This window comes from Flavobacteriales bacterium, assembly GCA_016704485.1.
Lineage (GTDB): Bacteria > Bacteroidota > Bacteroidia > Flavobacteriales_F > PHOS-HE28 > PHOS-HE28.
The window spans coordinates 950,176-967,690 of sequence record JADJAA010000001.1 but is presented as its reverse complement, the minus strand read 5'-3'; the positions used below and the strand labels follow the sequence as shown (position 1 = coordinate 967,690).

General features: G+C 50.8%; 11 protein-coding genes and 1 tRNA gene. 10 read left to right on the top strand and 2 right to left on the bottom strand.

The features are described 5' to 3' along the window. The first annotated feature begins 35 nt into the window (after positions 1-35). From IPF95_04130 to IPF95_04120, 3 genes are all read left to right on the top strand, one after another. A complete protein-coding gene (locus IPF95_04130; protein MBK6473882.1) occupies positions 36-1,295 on the top strand; it encodes a cation:proton antiporter in 1,260 nt (419 codons plus the stop codon). A 124-nt stretch (positions 1,296-1,419) separates the two neighbouring features. Continuing rightward, complete coding sequence (locus IPF95_04125; protein ID MBK6473881.1) at positions 1,420-1,779, top strand: response regulator; 360 nt, start codon at positions 1,420-1,422, stop codon at positions 1,777-1,779. 62 nt (positions 1,780-1,841) lie between these two features. Beyond that, complete coding sequence (locus tag IPF95_04120; protein ID MBK6473880.1) at positions 1,842-2,864, top strand: FAD-binding oxidoreductase; 1,023 nt, start codon at positions 1,842-1,844, stop codon at positions 2,862-2,864. 42 nt (positions 2,865-2,906) lie between these two features. Here IPF95_04120 and IPF95_04115 read toward each other — a convergent pair whose 3' ends face one another. After that, positions 2,907-3,395, bottom strand: coding sequence for a VOC family protein (locus tag IPF95_04115; GenBank protein ID MBK6473879.1), 489 nt, complete (start codon positions 3,393-3,395; stop codon positions 2,907-2,909). Positions 3,396-3,662: 267 nt separating this feature from the next. Between IPF95_04115 and IPF95_04110 the strand changes: the two genes are divergently transcribed. The 6 genes from IPF95_04110 (at position 3,663) to mce (ending at position 16,556) form a co-directional block, all read left to right on the top strand. Then, positions 3,663-9,704, top strand: coding sequence for a hypothetical protein (locus IPF95_04110; protein ID MBK6473878.1), 6,042 nt, complete (start codon positions 3,663-3,665; stop codon positions 9,702-9,704). 221 nt (positions 9,705-9,925) lie between these two features. Continuing rightward, positions 9,926-13,981, top strand: a complete 4,056-nt coding sequence (locus IPF95_04105; GenBank protein MBK6473877.1) for a hypothetical protein — start codon at positions 9,926-9,928, stop codon at positions 13,979-13,981. A 38-nt stretch (positions 13,982-14,019) separates the two neighbouring features. Beyond that, the gene (locus IPF95_04100; protein MBK6473876.1) at positions 14,020-14,541 is read left to right on the top strand and encodes a hypothetical protein; all 522 of its coding nucleotides are present in this window, start codon (positions 14,020-14,022) and stop codon (positions 14,539-14,541) included. Further along, positions 14,538-15,149 (top strand): DUF1684 domain-containing protein, encoded by a 612-nt coding sequence (locus IPF95_04095; GenBank protein MBK6473875.1) that lies wholly within the window; start codon positions 14,538-14,540, stop codon positions 15,147-15,149. The genes IPF95_04100 and IPF95_04095 overlap by 4 nt, the downstream gene beginning before the upstream one ends. Before the next feature lie 119 nt (positions 15,150-15,268). Beyond that, a complete protein-coding gene (locus IPF95_04090; protein ID MBK6473874.1) occupies positions 15,269-16,057 on the top strand; it encodes a hypothetical protein in 789 nt (262 codons plus the stop codon). A gap of 82 nt (positions 16,058-16,139) precedes the next feature. Continuing rightward, entirely contained in the window at positions 16,140-16,556 is a 417-nt protein-coding gene (mce, locus tag IPF95_04085) for a methylmalonyl-CoA epimerase (protein ID MBK6473873.1), read from the top strand. A gap of 189 nt (positions 16,557-16,745) precedes the next feature. On the opposite strand, the gene IPF95_04080 is transcribed toward mce, so the two are convergent. Next, on the bottom strand, positions 16,746-17,378 hold the full coding sequence (locus IPF95_04080; GenBank protein ID MBK6473872.1) for an HAD family phosphatase: 633 nt from the start codon (positions 17,376-17,378) through the stop codon (positions 16,746-16,748). A gap of 46 nt (positions 17,379-17,424) precedes the next feature. On the opposite strand from IPF95_04080, the gene IPF95_04075 reads away from it, so the two are divergent. After that, a tRNA-Ile gene (locus IPF95_04075) sits at positions 17,425-17,497 on the top strand. The last annotated feature ends 18 nt before the right edge of the window (positions 17,498-17,515 follow it).

The following is a 17,515-nucleotide window of genomic DNA, read 5'->3' as shown; positions in this document are numbered from 1 at the left end:
AATACATTCACCACCGAACCCGCCTGACCGTGACCATGGATCCCTACATATTCATCATCATTGCATGTGTTGCGATCATCGTATCGCACATGTTCAATTTGCTTGCCAAGGCGACGAATATCCCGAGTGTATTCATGCTCATCGTGCTAGGGTTGGCGATGCATCAGGTGATCGCCTATTATGGGTCATACACTCCCGGCCCCTTGGTGTCACAAGCGTTGAACATCTTAGGAATTTCCGGATTGATCATGATCGTGCTGGAAGCAGCGTTGGACCTGAAACTCACTCCGGATAGAATGGGAATGATCGTTCGATCCTTTTTCGTAGCACTGTTCACCATGTTGATAACAGCAGTAGGCATAACATTCTTGATCCAGTATTACACCGGTGCGGAACTGTACAAATGCATGGTCTATGCCATACCACTCTCCATTGTAAGCAGCGCCATTGTTCTGCCTAGCGTGGCTAATTTGCAGAAGGACGTTAAAGAGTTCCTCATCTATGAAGCAACGTTCTCTGATATTCTGGGGATCATGTTGTTCTATTTCCTGATCGAGGATCACGGAGGGTCCACCTCGGTCGACATGGCCTTCGGTCTGATCAGCAATGTGGTGTTGACCATTATTGTTTCCGTGGTCGCCGGTATGGCTTTGCTGTGGGTCTTTCAGCGGATCAAGACCAAAGTGAAATTCTTTCTATTGATCGCTACGCTGATGTTGCTTTATGCAGTTGGGAAAAAGCTGCACCTGTCATCCCTACTGATCATTCTGATCTTTGGTTTAATGGTGAGTAATCAGAGCTTCATTTTCAGGGGGCGCTTAGCACGCATGATGGGAACCTGGAGCATGAAGAACATTGAAAGTGAGCTTCACTTGGTTACCGCTGAAACCGCATTCGTTGTGCGCACCTTCTTCTTTATCGTTTTCGGCCTTACCATTGACGTCATGCGGCTCATGGATATCGATGTGATCCTTTTGGGAGCTGCCCTTATCGGCATCCTATACATCGTTCGTCTTGCGGTTGCAACATCGTTCAAGGTAAAAGGCCTTCGAACGATCACCTTGGTAGCACCGCGCGGGTTGATCACTGTTCTTTTGGCTTATAACATCCCGGAGGCCTTGCACATACCCGGTCGGGATGGCAGTTTGCTTCTGGTCGTTATCCTGACCTCCAGTTTGATCATGATGTTAGGCCTTTTGATGAATGGAAAGAACCATGACCTAAGTGCTGTGGAACCCGATCCCGACACATTCCTGGACGCACCAGAAGAGGGAAATGGCCACGCAAGCATTTAAGACCATTTCGTCATTTTAAGAGCAAGCAGTTCGGGTGGTTTTTTAATTGTACGGTTATGCGCTGACCCCGTGATCCGGAACCATATGGTGAAGCGACGCGTATACAAATGCAACCTTCGCTACCATGCCACACGTTATCCTAATAGAAGACGATGCACTCGTGCGCAAGTTGTTGGAAAAGAGACTTGTGGCAGCACAGTGGACCGTTACTGCATTGGTGGATAGCGCTGGTATGGTAGAGCGTGTACGATCGGAACGTCCGGATGTAATTCTTTTGGAGATGTCCCAGCGCCAGGCCAATGGGTTCGAGATCGTAGAAGCGTTGCATGCTGAAGGACTCAACACCCCCGTAATTGTGATCTCTGGTTTTGATATAGAGCACTTGGTCACGAAGATGCCCGAAGGTGCTACAAGCGACGTTATCCATAAGCCGTATGATCAAGAGGAACTACTGCAGCGTATGATGCAGTTGGTCGCTGCGTAACACATCAACATGTTGATCGTGTAGTTCCGGACCATTGAAGAAGTTCCACCACCTTTGCGTGTGTGCAGAATGATGTGATAATACTTGGCCACGGCCTTGCTGGCGCAGTGCTTGCAGAAGTCCTTCAACAGCGTGGATCGCGTATCCATGTTTTCGATCAAAGAAGAAACGGAAACGCATCCTTGGTCGCAGCAGGCGTAGTGAACCCGATCGTATTCAAGCGCGATATTCCGAGTTGGCGTGCAGGAGAATTATTGCCGATCGCTGATACATTCTATAGGTCATGGCAAGAATGTAATGGCGTTGATCTTTGGCATCCGTTGCCTATGGTCAAAGTATTTCCAACGCCCATTGAACGCGATCAATGGGAGCGGGTCATGCAGGATACTGAAAGTTCCCCTTTCATAGCTCAAAGGCCAGAAATAGATGTGGACCAAGCACCGGTCGATGCTCCGCACGGCTATGGAACGGTAACACAGGCAGCATGGTTGGATGTTCCCGCGACCCTTTCAGCGCAACGAGAAACCTTGATCGGCGAAGGTCGGTTCACGGAACGTGACGTGCGAGAAGAGGAGGTTCTAATTGGGCCGGATCACATCAGCATTGGTGACGTTCGAGCGCATTGGCTGGTTCGTTGTACGGGTCCATTCTCAACGGCGCAAGGTTTAGCCCCCGTGAAAGGCGAAACATTATTGGTGCGGATCCCCGGTCTTGAATTCAAGAACATGGTACACCGGCGGGTATTCATATTGCCGCTGGGCGATGATGTGTATCGCATTGGCTCCACCTTCGATTGGACCAACGTATGGACGGGTAGAACAGTAGAAGCACGCGAAGAGCTACTCGGCATGCTTAGGGCATTCGTTAAGCTCCCGATAGAAGTACTGGAGCATTCATCAGGGGTTCGGCCGGCCACAAAAGATCGTCGTCCCATATTGGGTAGAACAGGACGATATGAGGCCATATTCAATGGGCTTGGGTCTCGAGGTGTTTTGTTGGCGCCGTGGTGCGCAATGCATTTGGCCGAGCACCTATTCGAAGGAAAAGAGATCGATCCCGAAGTAAGTTTTGATCGGTTTTCATGAAGAACATTACCTCGCCTGTTCATTCCAGGGTGCGAAATGGCATTAAGCTTTTAAGCGCTCACCCTCTATCACCTTTTCCAAAGCGTCCCGGTGAAACTTTACACTGATCCTTCCGAGAGGTAAACGAACATCCGCATTCACTTCTTTGTGCGTCCCACTCAAGTCCCAATCCAGCTGGGGATAGCGTTCCGTGAATGCCACCGGATCACTATCGATAACGAATTCGGCATGTTCATACCCCTCGGAATACGGCGAGCTGCTTTTAGGGGAGGGCAGCTCGATCACGGCGATCGACCGACCTTCAAATAGGATCGGGGCCTTTAACTTGAACGTTGCGATCAGTCGCCCAGAAACTATTGACTCAACGAGCAAACGAGCATGTTCCAGAAAGCACACTTTCATCTCCGTATAACAGATCTCTGTCTCCACACGGTAACAAATGTGATCCAATTCGAAGGGGCTCACATCAATGTCATGCCTTTTTAGCGATGCGAAAAGTTCAGTAAGAAATGATCTTGGGTCCGGTATCATGAACGTGTTATTGCGAAATGGTAAAATTCGGGAGTTGATCTGCAAGACCATTGTTCGGTAAATATCCGGAGAAGTACATGAATGTCATTTTGAGACTGTTGTGGTGCAGCTGCGAATGGATTTGACCTCATACATGATGCGATCAATGAATGGCATAGTTCACTTTCCATTCTGAGTAGGGGAGCTTGCCTGCCGCATGGCAGGCTGAGGTACCTTTGCATGATCCACATGCATTTCTCCTTCCTTCAATTTCGTAACATGTTATCAATGATCGCTATCTCAGCGTTCTTGATGACCTGTGATCTCATCCGCAACAACGTGCACACCGCGAACATAGAACCCACTGATCCACGCTGGACCGTGATCGATAGTCTTACCAAGATCGGTCAATACGCATCGGCATTGGAGCAGGTGAATGGGTTGCTAGCGGATGCCCAGGACCGGAACGATTGGCGCACGGAGTTCAAAGCGTGGATGTACCGCGGAACGTTCGAACAACGAACGGGAGTTGAAAAAACAGTGTGGTTGAATGCATTGGAAGAGCGTTCAGCACAGGCCAATGTGCCGTTGAAACAAGTATTGCACTCTGTTATTGGTGAGAGCTATTGGAACCTTTATCAACAGAGTCGTTGGCAGGTGTTGCAGCGAACGGACCTTGCGTCCTCCGAAGATGTAGCGGAAAGCGATCCAAGCACATGGACACAGCGCCAATTCATGTCGAAGGTGATCGCGGAATATGCAGCGTCCGTGGAACCGTATGATACATTGAAACAGATCCCATCAGCGGGACTCGGTGAACTATTGGGAAATGAGCATGGCGCGATCGAATTGAGACCAACGGTATACGATCTACTGGGAAGGCGGGCCATCGAGGTGTTCAGTAATTCCGAAACGCGGCTAACGGAACCGGAGTGGCGGTTCAAGCTGGACGACCCGTTCTACTTCGAGCTCTTTGAAGCGTTCGCATGGAAGAAGATCACACATCGCGACAGTGCGTCGTGGGAGTATAAAGCGTTGATCACCTACCAACAACTTGAGCGCAGCCACCTGGCAGATGATGCTCCGGTAGCGCTTACGGATATCATTCTCGATCGCTTGTCATTCGTGCGGGAGCATAGCACGTTGGCAGATAAGGACAGCTTGTACTACAAAGCCCTTTCCATTTTACAGAGCCGGTTGGTGCGGTTACCGGCCTATAGCGAAGTTGGTGTTGCCATGGCAGCCTGGCACAGCGAACAAGCCGGTAACTATCAGCGGTTGGTCGGTGATGCTTTCAAGGAAGAACGGATCAAAGCACGAACTCTGTGCGACTCAGCGATCGCCAAGTTCCCCGGTTCCTATGGCGCAATAAAGGCGGCGGTATTAAAAGCGCAATTGGAGCGTCCTTCCCTACAGTTGTTCGCCGAAGAGGCGGTTCCCGGAAATGCGGGATCCACGATCGCGGTGCAACACACGAATGTAATGAAACTGTGGTTGCGCGTTGTAATGGACCCTCAGGACATCAACGAAGATCAACGCTATGACCATGATCGCGGTGCGCAGTTGGCCTCTAAAAAACCAATGCGCGAGTGGTCTGTGGTTGTGCCTGATGACGGTGACATGAATGCGCACCTGACCGAGTTGCCGACCGAAGGGTTGCCTTACGGCAGGTATGCCATTCTGATCAGCGATAGCGAACGTTTCAAAGCGGAACATGACCTGTTGGTCTTCGCTAATTTCTGGAGCACCGATATTGCCATCGTCGATCGTTACCACGGAAATGATCTGGACCTGTTGGTGCTGGATCGAACAACGGGCAAGCCGATAAAAGGTGCGAAAGCATGGGCATATGTCAGGAACCAAGATCACTCCGGTAATCGCCGTTTCATTGGGGTTGAAGAATTCACGACCAGTGAAGAGGGAATGGTCCGAACGACGCTTAAGGGTCAACAAGGTCAATTGAAATGGAGCATATCAAATGGCAATGACAAGTTCCATACGGCGTCACGTTGGGTCCATATGGATCATTACGAGGAGCAAGAGGGATCATTGCACACGTTCATGTTTACGGATCGCGCGATCTACAGACCAGGGCAGGAAGTATTATTCAAGGGTATTGTTACTGCCAAGAATGGAAAGAACACCGCGGTAAAAGCAGGTTACGCAACGCAAGTGGAATTCTTTGATGTGAACGGTGAATTGGTTGACACCTTGAATGTGACGACCGATGAATACGGTTCGTTCCATGGCTCGTTCAGAACACCGCAAGGAGTGCTGACCGGTGGCATGCACATCGAAGAAGAACATGGGTCCGCGTACTTTCAGGTTGAAGAATACAAGCGTCCAACATTCGAGGTTTTGTTCGACCCGATCACCGATACGCCGAAACTGAATGCCGAAGCAACCGTTACCGGTGTTGCAAAAAGTTACGCAGGTGTTCCTTTGGATGGTGCCGCTGTGCAATGGACAGTAAAACGAGGCGCACGAATGCCATGGTGGTGTGGCTGGGGATGGCGTGGTTTGCCGTGGGGCAGAGAAACACAATTGGCCAGTGGTATTGCCGAATGCGATGCAGAAGGAAAGTTCATCATCAAGTTCATTGCGCAACCGGATCGGATGTTTCCGCGTGATGCGGACCCAACATTTTTCTATACCGTTGAAGCAAGTGCGGTCGACATCAATGGAGAAACGCAAACAAGCACAACGACGATCAATGTCGCTTACCGCAGTGTTGACATTGTGATCAACGGTGGCGATGCGATCGATCGTTCGATAACTGATAGTTTGGACGTGCGTGTGAAGAATTTGAACGGTCAGGATGTCGATCTTCCAATGGACATTAAGATCGTGGAATTGCAAGCTCCTGTCGAGGCACCATTCCGTGATCGACTTTGGGAACAACCAGACCGTTTCTTGCCAGGCCAGAATAACCTGACGCAAGAGGACCCGATGAACTGGCCGATGAAACGTGTTCACTTTGAGCAGGCGGGTATCAGGGCAAATATGAAGGCGACATTCTTGCCGGAATTGGACGCTTGGACAGTGGGACTGTATCGTGTGGATGTTAGTACGAAAGACCCTGATGGGGTTCCGGTGACGGTTAGTAAACTGATCACGATCTACGATCCAACAATTCAGAATACCGGGTTCGTGAATGAGGCATTCCACTTGCAGTCACTGAAGACATCCGTGGAGCCGGGGGAAAGTGGAGTGATCCTGATCAGCAGTGCGCTGGATGAATGCCGCGTATTGATGGAAGTGGAACGCGACGGTAAGATCGTTGTGAATAGGCGCATTCGCTTGACGAAGGGCCAACAGCGATTGGATATCCCGGCATTGGAAAGCGATCGCGGTGGTTTCGCAGTACATTTTGTTTGTGTTGAACGCGGACGACAACACACCTCGACAGAATGGATCGATGTTCCGTGGAGCAACAAGGAATTGAATGTCGAGTGGCAAACCTTCCGCGATAAACTCTTACCCGGTCAAGGGGAAGAATGGCGCTTGAAGATCACCGGACCAAAGAAGGAAAAAGTAGCCGCGCAATTGCTCACTGTGATGTACGATGCATCATTGGATCATTTCGTACCACAAAACTGGAACCTATCCATTTGGCAAAGCAATTCAGCACTATTGGGTTGGTCACATGCAGAGCCCTTCGGGCAGGCGTATGGGCAAGAGGTGTATCGGAACTATGCCGGCGCTGCGGACACGATGCGGAGCTATCCATATTTGGAAACTTTTGGTATGGGAAGTTACAGAGGGAATCTGGAATACTTGACCGGAGGCTCCAGAGGTGTTGTAATGCATCGGAACACGAGAATGGATGCTGATGCGCCTGCGCCGGGGTTATTTGCTGAAGATGAAAGGAGTATCGTTGCAAGTCCTGCTTTTTATGATGCCGGGGTCGGTGGACTTACTGAGCAAAGGTTAGATAAAGATCCTGAACTAAAGCCGATTTCAGAGGCGCCAGTTCAACAGCCCCTCCGCAGTGACTTCCGCGAAACGGCATTTTTCTTCCCCGATCTGCTCACTGATCGCGATGGTTCCATCGTGTTGAAATTCAAAACACCTGACGCATTAACGCGTTGGAAAGTATTGGGCTTGGCACACACGCCGGATCTGAAGATCGCGAATTTCAGCAAAGAGACCATCACGCAAAAACCGCTGATGGTCGTACCGAACCTACCGCGCTTTTTACGCGTTGGCGATCGCATCACGTTGACCGCAAAAGTGAATGTGATCGAAGGGGATGAAGTCCTCGGTGAAGCAACACTGGAGCTCTTTGATCCACTAACGAATAGAACGGTGACGAAAGAGTTTGGAGTTTCAGACGCAGTGCGGAATTTCAGTGCTGGCCCAGGCAAAAGCGCGTCTCTTGAATGGGAGATAACAGTGCCGGAAACATGGAGCGTTGTTGGCATTCGTATTTCAGCAACAAATGGAGAGATCGGTGATGGCGAAGAACGTGTGTTGCCAATTCTAACAGATAAAGTATTCGTCACCGAAAGTTTACCGATCTCCATAACGAAGGCAGGCACCAAGACCTTCACGCTCGACAAGTTGAAGAACACAACGAGCACCACACTGAAGCATCAGAACTTGAAATTGGAGTTCACACCAAATCCTGCTTGGTACGCGGTACAAGCTTTGCCGTACATGATGGAATTTCCGCATGCATGCGCCGAGCAGACCTTCAGTCGCTATTACGCGAACAGGTTGGCAGGGCACATTGTAGAAGAACGTCCTGTGATCAAGAAAGTATTTGAAGCCTGGAAGGAGCAAGCAGAAGCCAACGCGAATGAAGGAGCGTTCCTATCTGCGCTTGAGAAGAATCCTGAATTAAAAACGGCTGTGCTCGAGGAAACACCGTGGGTGTTGAACGCGAACAATGTAACCGAACGCAAGCGTCGCATTGCGTTGTTCTTTGATCTGCAGCGCATGGGTTCCGAAGAAGCTGTTGCGTTGAAAAAATTGGAGGACACACAATTAAGCAGTGGCGCATGGCCTTGGTGGAGCGGCATGCGCGAGAGCCGGTACATAACTCAACATATCGTTGCAGGTTTCGGGCATTTGGAAACGTTGAATGCTTCGGATCTCCGTGGAGAAGGACCAGCACAGCAGATGTTACAAAAGGCAGTGCAGTGGTTGGATGCAGATGTCGATCGTGCATACAAGGAGCTTGTGCAGCGGAACAGCGCTGAAGCACTTCAGAAATATGAGCCGAGCATATTGGATATCCACATGCTGTATACGCGCAGCTTTTTCGAACGTTGGCCGATCACAGGCGGAACGAATACCGCGATCGAATTCTACAAAAAGCGATTGGCCGCTACATGGCTAAAGAATGGATTTCAAGGGCAGGCCATGGCTGCGTTGGCGTTGGATCGTATGGGTGACCATGCAACTGCGGAGCTGATCATGATATCGTTATCCCAGCGTGCAACGCGGAATGAAGAGCTTGGCATGTATTGGAAAGAATTCAATGCAGGATATTCCTGGAATGAATTTCCGACAGAGACACATGCGTTGATGATCGAGGCATTCCATGAGGTAACGAAGGATGATCAAAGCGTTGATGCGTTACGCCAATACCTGTTGAAACTAAAACAGACCACGGATTGGAAAACGACGAAAGCCACAGCTGAAGCGTGTTACGCGTTGTTGCTAACGGGCAACGACCTGTTGGAGCCGAAGTCTCAACCGGTCATCAAAGTGGGTACGGAACTGGTACGAGCAGATGCACAAGAAGCGGGCACGGGTTACTTCACACAAAGTTGGAGCGGAGGCAACGTGAAACCCGAAATGGGCGCGGTAACGATCACCACATCCGAGGACGGCGTGCAATGGGGTGCGTTGCATTGGCAATACCTCGAGCAAATGGACAAGGTCACGCCACATGATAGCCCTTTTGTCATCAATAAGAAAGTGATGTTGCATGAACAAACGGAGAACGGCCCGCAATTGATCGCATTGGACAAAGCACGCAACTTAGAGCCTGGTGATCTGCTCACCATCCGCATCGAGCTAAAGACCGATCGGTACGTTGACTACGTGCATCTGAAAGATCTGCGAGCGGCGGGTCTGGAGCCAACGGAAGCTATCAGCGGATACAATTATCAAGGCGGATTGGGCTATTATCAAAGCATCCGTGATGTGGCCATGCACTTCTTCTTCGATCGCATTTCGCCAGGCACCTATGTGTTCGAGTACGATCTTCGGGTAACACACGCGGGCGACTTCAGCAACGGAATTACGACGGTGATGTGCATGTACGCACCGGAGTTCAGTAGTCACAGCGAAGGGGTGAGGGTCGCAGTGGAAGAGTGATCCAGGGGTAGTCAAATGTTGTTAGGATGATCGGAAGATGCTGATCGTGTTGACTTTGTGCCTCGATCCGAGTTAACTTCGCGTGACTTTTTTTCAGGACCCCTCCACTGAGAATACCATTAATCGCCGGCTCCTTCTCCCAGCAGGTTAACCGAAGTTCATTCATGTTTTCACGTTTTCTTCTCGCATGCTTTGCGTTGAGTGTATTGCCATTAACAAGTATGGCACAAACCCGCTCCGTGTGGTCCGACCAATCGTTTCCAGCAGCCACCGCCAATTCTGGAGAGCGCCTCATCACACCGAACCAAGCGCGTTACGTAACGTTGGATATGCCCGCGTTGCGTTCTCAATTGGCACAGGCTTCGGCTGGTACCATCCTGGATCGCCGGTCCGCAACTACGATCATCGCTTTGCCAACACCAGCTGGTGGCTCTGCCGATTTCCGTATTCTGGAAGTATCGATCATGCACCCGGACCTACAAGCACAATTCCCACAGATCCGCACATACAGTGGGGTAGGAGTGGATGATCTCGCAACTACGGTGAAGTTGGATATTACCGAACAGGGTTTCCATGCAATGGTCATGCCGCCAACACGCGAGTCATGGTTCATCGACCCGTTATTTGATGGCAACATAACGAGCTATCAGGTCTACGAGAAAAAGAATTTCATTAAACCACATGCTGCAACTTTTCAAGGATGTAGTTATGATCAGGTGAATGATCTGGATGCAGCGGCATTGCAAACACGCCAGTGGATCGCTGAAATGGGCACGGATCGCGTGGGCGATTGCCAGTTGCGGACCTACAGATTGGCATTGGCTTGTACAGGTGAATATGCTGCAACCAAAGGAGGAACAACAAGTGGTGCCATGAGTGGAATGGTCACCACGATGAACCGCGTGAACGATATGTTCGAACGCGATGCAACGTTGACGATGGTAATGGTCGCGAATAACAGTTCCTTGATCTACTTGAATTCAAGTACGGATCCGTATACGAACGACAATGGATCGACCATGTTGGGCCAGAACCAAACTACATGTAATAGTGTGATCGGTAGTGCCAATTACGACATTGGCCACGTTTTCAGCACCGGCGGTGGCGGTGTAGCTTATCTGAATAGTCCGTGCAATAATTCGCAGAAAGCAGGAGGCGTAACAGGTCAACCCAACCCTGTCGGTGATCCATTCGACATTGATTATGTCGCGCACGAGATGGGCCATCAATTTGGCGGTAACCATACACAGAACAATAATTGCAATCGTGCTTCTTCCGCTGCTGTAGAAGTAGGTAGCGGCGTTACCATCATGGGTTACGCAGGTATCTGCGCGCCGAATCCGTTGAACAACAGTATTGCAATGTTCGGTGGATACAGTATGCAGGAGATAGCAGCGAACGTGACCAGCGGGACAAGTAGCACATGCCCGACCTCCGCCACAATTGTTGGGGAAACAGCTCCGAGCGTAAGTGCAGGAGTTGACCGGACAATACCGAGGTCAACACCGTTCGTGCTTATCGCCAGCGGCAGTGACGCACAAGTCTCCCAGACATTGACCTATAGCTGGGAACAAATGGATAATGCGGTAGTGACCATGCCTCCGGTTTCCACGAATACAGGCGGTCCCGCATGGATCCCGAAACTGCCGTCAACATCACCCGTTCGCTGGATGCCTAGCATTATGGATGTGATTGCAAACAATTCACCAACCTGGGAAGTGCTTTCGAGCGTCGGTCGCACGTACAACTTCCGTGTAACTGTGCGAGATAACTTGGACAACGGTGCTTGCAATGGGCAGGACAATATGGTGGTAACGGTAGCTTCCAACAGTGGGCCTTTTCTTGTTACGCAACCCAACACTGCGGTGGCCTGGCCTGCACTTTCATCACAGACTATCAATTGGGATGTTGCCAACACAACAGCTTCACCGGTAAGTTGTGCGAATGTGAATATCCTGCTTTCCACCGATGGTGGCCAGACGTTCCCTACGACGCTTATTGCGAGTACTCCGAACGATGGCACACAGACCGTCACCTTACCGAATTCGCCAACTACCACCGCACGCATCAAGATCGAAGGCGCGAATAACATCTTCTACGACCTCTCGAACACGAACTTCACGATCTCTTCATCCAGCCCGGATTATTCTCTGAACGTAACTAACGCTACGGCATCAGCATGCCAACCGAGCAATGCTACATATGCAGTGCAGGTCGGATCCTTGCTTGGCTACATCAGCCCCGTTACGCTCAGCGTCAGCGGACTCCCTGCAGGTGCCAATGCAGCATTCAGTACGAACCCGGTAACGCCCGGGGGCAGCACTACCCTCACCATTTCGAATACGGCAGCTGTAACTCCTGGTACTTATGCGATCACATTGAATGCCACCAGTGCAAGCGGCCCCCACAGCTTGCCATTGACGCTTACTGTTCTGGGTTCACCCGGACAAGTGACGTTGTTGACGCCTGCGAATGGAGAACCCGCAGCAACCGGTCCGCTTACATGGAATGCCGATCCGAACGCGGTAAGCTACACGGTCACCCTAGGATCGAATGCGGCAATGACCACGATCCTGGAAACGGGGTCCGGGGTCATCGGAACGTCGTATCAACCTACAATTGCCAATGCGCCGAACACCACCTACTATTGGAATGTTCGCGCGGTGAACGCATGTGCAACCGCAGCTCCTAGTGCAACATGGTCATACACCAGTTCTGACTGTCAGCCGGTAACGGTACAGGTCATATTGGACCGGTACGGTGCGGAGACCACATGGACCATTAAAGATGCATCGCAGAACACCGTTGCTAGTGGCGGCCCTTATACTTCCGTCGGCACGAATGGGGAATACCCACAGCCTGACATACAACTTTGTCTTCCTGCGGGTTGTTACGATCTGACAGTGAATGACACGCAGGGTGATGGCTTGTGTTGCAATTACGGGGAAGGATATATAGCTATACTGGATGGTGTCGCGCCATTGGCGTATGCGAGCAGCTTTACCAATACGGTCACCGTCAATTTTTGTGTTGGCGTTGGATGTGTGAGTACGTTCCCTTACGCTGAGGATTTCGAGAGCGGCTTGGGAGATTGGCTACAGAACTTCGGGGATGATATGGATTGGACCCGTTTGTCGGGATCGACGGTTTCGAACAACACGGGACCTTCCGGTGATCATACCACGGGAAGTGGTTTCTACCTCTACACCGAGGCAAGTAATACCGGGTTTCCATCCAAAGTAGCGGAACTTATAGGACCCTGCATTGATCTTACAGGGTTGACCACAGCGCATATGACCTTTTGGTACAATATGCTCGGGGCGAATATGGGTACGTTGAACGCCGATGTATGGGACGGGTCCGCATGGACCAATGGAGCCTTCAGCATTACCGGAGCGCAGGGCAGCAATTGGATACAGGGCAATGTGGACCTTGATCCTTACCTAGGGAATACCATTCGCGTTCGTTTCCGAGGGGTCACCGGAAACGGCTATGCCAGCGACATGGCCATTGATGATATTCAGTTCGATGGTTCTGCTACGCAACAGGTTCTGCTCTCGGCAAAAGCATTGTTGCAGGGTCCTTATGTGGAAGTAACCGGCCTCATGAACGATGATCTGCGCGCAGCATCGCTGGTGCCTTTGGATGAACCATACACCCTGCCGGATTTCAGCCAAGTGCTTGGTGGTGGTGAAACGACAACCACAGGTGTGCTTGCTGTTACAGGTAACAATGCGATCGTGGATTGGGTGATGTTGGAGCTTCGTTCGGGAAGTAACTCCTCCAATGTTCTAGCAACACGCTCGGCATTGATCCAACGTGATGGGGACATTGTTGATGTGAATGGTGTTTCGCCAGTTTCATTCCCTGTTCCTGCGGCGAATTATTATGTGGCGGTCCGTCACCGGAACCACTTGGCTTGCATGGCGGCAGCTCCAGTGTCCTTATCAGCTAACACAACAGCGCTGAACTTCAGTACAGTTGCCACCTTTGGTACAGCAGCACAACTGAACGTTGGTGGAACGAATGTTATGTGGGCCGGAAACGTAATTGTGGACAACGAGCTATTGTACACCGGTCAAGGCAATGATCGTGACCCCATACTAACTTTGATAGGTGGAGTCGTACCGACCAATACCACAGCGGGCTATTACCTGGAAGATGTAAATATGGATGGTGTTGCCCGGTATACAGGAACCAACAATGACCGGGATATTATTCTTGAGAACATCGGAGGTACGGTTCCTACCAATAGCCGTGCAGAGCAATTGCCGTAAGCGATAAGATTATGCGATCTGGCGTTATATTCGCCATTATGAAGCACAGTTTACTGATCCTCTCCATGGTCCTGTTGGGGGCGTGTGGCGATGGGAAAAAGGACGTTGCCGATGGCCAAGCGCTTGCTGATGAGAATGCGCAAGGGTTGATCGTGGACCTTGGTAGGTATGACATGCCGCTGATCGTCGACCTTGGCGATCCAGCAACGCTAGGCGTGGATACCCCGATGGTCAAATGGAATGAGGAATTCGGGCGGATGGAAGTATCTGGTGGCGAGCATTTCGAACTTACGATCTCAGAAGAACCTGCGGATATGGCACGGTTGAAGGCCGATCTGGAACGCAGTATGCTGCAACAGAACACCGTACTGGAAGAAACCCCGGAAAAGATCGTCTACAAAAGCCAGTTCCCGGATGATGATCTCGTGTTCATCCATTTCCAGCAGGTCGTAACTGTAGGTGAGCGTACGTTCATTGTGCGTGATGCGGATCAAGGGCGCTTCAATGAAGCCGATGTTGCCCGTATGAGCAACGCGGTGAGTAGCAAGACCCCAGCATGATGCTACGCGGGCTCATAGCATTGCTCTTCATTGGTAAGCTGTTCAGTGCGCAAGCTCAGGCCAGCAACGAACAATGGCTCACGGGCCTTAATGCGTATTGGGAAGAGATCAATGCGGAGTACAGTGACCCTATGCACTCACCCTTGTTGGCGGAAGACCGGTCACACTTCACGGAACTCGAGCGTTTTGAGCCGAACAGTACGTTTGCGGTCACCGCGCAGTTCAAGGCTAAAAAGGGAAAGGAATTCGGTATGCGGACCTCAACGGATCGGATGCCGATCTACCAGACTGTTGGGCGGCTTTCCTTCAAGATCAACGGTAAAAAATACAAGTTGACCGCCTATCGGAATGTGGAATTGGGTAAACAGGAGGAGTACGCCAATTATTACTTCGTTCCGTTCACGGACCTGACGAATGGAGATGATACGTACGGAGGAGGGCGATACATTGATCTGGAAGGACCCCTTGAAAAAAATGTAGCCTTGGACTTCAACCGGGCCTATAACCCGTATTGTGCCTATAATGCCAAGTATTCCTGCCCTGTTCCGCCCTCTGGCAATCACCTCAACATCAAGGTGTTAGCGGGAGTTAAAATGGCCCACGAGTAAGGCGGTATTTCCACTTTGCGTAATCGTGTACTTGCCTCCTCTGGATCGCTTGCCAACAAAAGCATTGGTAAAAATGCTCCGGATCCCGTATCCTTGCAGTTAGTTTAGAAGAACTCCCTATGCGTCTATTTCATGTTTTGCTTGTCGCGCTGCTTGGTCTACCAAGTTTTGCCGGTGTACTGGTTCTAGAAGGAAACTTCCAAGGAAAGAACCTGTTCATACAGAATCCGTTCTCCGAAGCCGGTGTTGGTTTTTGTGTGTTCGAGGTAACGGTGAACGAACAGATCGCTACGGATGAGATCAATAGCAGTGCTTTTGAGGTGGATATGAACAACTTCGGAATGAAGTTGGGCGATAAAGTGGTGATCAAGATCAAGCACAAGGATGGTTGCACACCGGTTGTTCTGAATCCTGAAGTGTTGAAGCCCAAGAGCACCTTCGATATGGTCAAGCAATCGATCGGAAGTGATGGCACGTACACATGGACCACCGCCAATGAGACCGGTGAGCTGCCTTATATCATTGAGCAGAAGCGCTGGAACAAATGGGTGAAGGTGGGAGAAGTAATGGGCGTTGGTAAACCGGGTGAAAATGTTTACACCTTCAAAGTAACACCGCATTCAGGCGAGAATACGTTCCGCGTTAAGCAGACTGACCTCACCAAACGCGCCCGTTTCAGCGAAGGCGTAGCATATACGGACCCAAGCGTGATGCCGGTAACCTGGTCGCCGCTTAAGCCGAAGGATGTGATCACCTTCAGTGCCCCGACCTTGTTCGAGATCTACGATCAGTACGGTAATATCGTGAAGCGTGGATATGACACCACCGTTGATGTGAGCACGTTGAAACGGGATATGTATTACCTCAACTACGATAACAAGACCGGCGAGACCTTCACCAAGAAGTGATCATCGTTCACAACACAGTTGAAGCCTCTCTCACCGGGAGGCTTCGTTGTATAGTGCAGGTCAATGACCAATATGCTTCCTCATGATCCGAATAGAACACATCGGCATTGCCGTTAAAGACCTTGATAAGGCGGAAGAGCTTTATGCGAAACTGCTGGGAACCCCGAGCTACAAACGGGAGGCCGTGGAGAGCGAAGGTGTGATCACCTCGTTCTTTCAAGTAGGTCCGAATAAGATCGAGTTGTTGGAAAGCACCAAAGAAGATGGACCCATCGCAAAGGCGATCGAAAAACGCGGTGAAGGCATGCATCACATTGCATACGAAGTGGCCGATATCCGCGAGGAAATGGCACGGTTGAAGGCAGAAGGGTTCACCCTGTTGAGCGAAGAACCCAAGCGTGGCGCGGACAATAAATTGGTGTGTTTCATCCACCCGAAAAGCGCCGGTGGCGTATTGGTGGAATTGTGCCAGGAAATGGCAACGCAATTTCCGTCGTAGGGGCGAATCATGATCCACCCGGCACAATCCACAGCGCGTAGCCTGTGGCTACGCGCAACACGCATTGATCAATGTAGCCTATGGCTACACAACAGGTGTTTCAGCGAGGCGCAAGCAACCCCATTCTACCCACGATCGTTCAATATCACGATCAGGCTCATCAGTTCTTTCCGCGTTATCTGCGTTCCATTATCCAAGCAACCCCAACCTACCCACCATCCCCACAATATCCTCTTTCCCAAGGTCCAGAAACTCCGCATGCAGTCCTGCTTTGCGCGCACCCTCCACATGGTGGAACGAATCATCGATGAACAACGTGCGTTCAGGATCAGCACTATGCGTGTCCAACACGAAATGGAACGCATCGGAATTCGGTTTTCGCAGCCGCATTTCGCAGCTGTAATAGGCGCCGTGGAACAGGCTCTTGAACTCGGTGATCCCATTCTCCCGCGCAATGATCGCTTCGAACGCCGGTACGTGGATCGCATTGGTATTGCTCAATAACAGCACTTGATAGTGTTCTTTCAATTGCGCGACAAGTGAAAGGCGCGCTGGAGGAACGGAGCCCAACATGGCATTCCAGCATTGATCGATCTGTGCATCGGTAAGTCCGGAGGAGTGGAGCTGGCGGATCCGGTCGCGGAATGCAGCGGGGCTTAGTTCACCCGTCTCGAATCCATCGAACAAATGGTCCTGTTGTGCCTTGCTGTAAAGCGCCTCGAAATCCGTGTACCCCAAGGCCTTGAACGCATTGGCAGCAGCGTGGTAATCCACGTCGATCAACACGCCGCCGAGGTCCAGAAGGATCGTTTCGTACTTCATTTTTTCAACGGGCGAAAATAGCGCCTACTTTTGCGGCCCTGAATTCGGGCCCATAGCTCAGTGGTCAGAGCAGGGGACTCATAATCCCTTGGTCGCAGGTTCAAGTCCTGCTGGGCCCACAACATTCCGATTCGGCG

Excerpts from the sequence above, each read along its gene's own strand:
- IPF95_04130 (MBK6473882.1), top strand. The coding sequence starts at position 36 with ATGGATCCCTACATATTCATCATCATTGCATGTGTTGCGATCATCGTA.
- IPF95_04125 (MBK6473881.1), top strand. The coding sequence starts at position 1,420 with ATGCCACACGTTATCCTAATAGAAGACGATGCACTCGTGCGCAAGTTG.
- IPF95_04115 (MBK6473879.1), bottom strand. The coding sequence starts at position 3,395 with ATGATACCGGACCCAAGATCATTTCTTACTGAACTTTTCGCATCGCTA.
- IPF95_04110 (MBK6473878.1), top strand. The coding sequence starts at position 3,663 with ATGATCGCTATCTCAGCGTTCTTGATGACCTGTGATCTCATCCGCAAC.
- IPF95_04105 (MBK6473877.1), top strand. The coding sequence starts at position 9,926 with ATGGCACAAACCCGCTCCGTGTGGTCCGACCAATCGTTTCCAGCAGCC.
- IPF95_04100 (MBK6473876.1), top strand. The coding sequence starts at position 14,020 with ATGAAGCACAGTTTACTGATCCTCTCCATGGTCCTGTTGGGGGCGTGT.
- IPF95_04095 (MBK6473875.1), top strand. The coding sequence starts at position 14,538 with ATGATGCTACGCGGGCTCATAGCATTGCTCTTCATTGGTAAGCTGTTC.
- IPF95_04090 (MBK6473874.1), top strand. The coding sequence starts at position 15,269 with ATGCGTCTATTTCATGTTTTGCTTGTCGCGCTGCTTGGTCTACCAAGT.
- mce (MBK6473873.1), top strand. The coding sequence starts at position 16,140 with ATGATCCGAATAGAACACATCGGCATTGCCGTTAAAGACCTTGATAAG.
- IPF95_04080 (MBK6473872.1), bottom strand. The coding sequence starts at position 17,378 with ATGAAGTACGAAACGATCCTTCTGGACCTCGGCGGCGTGTTGATCGAC.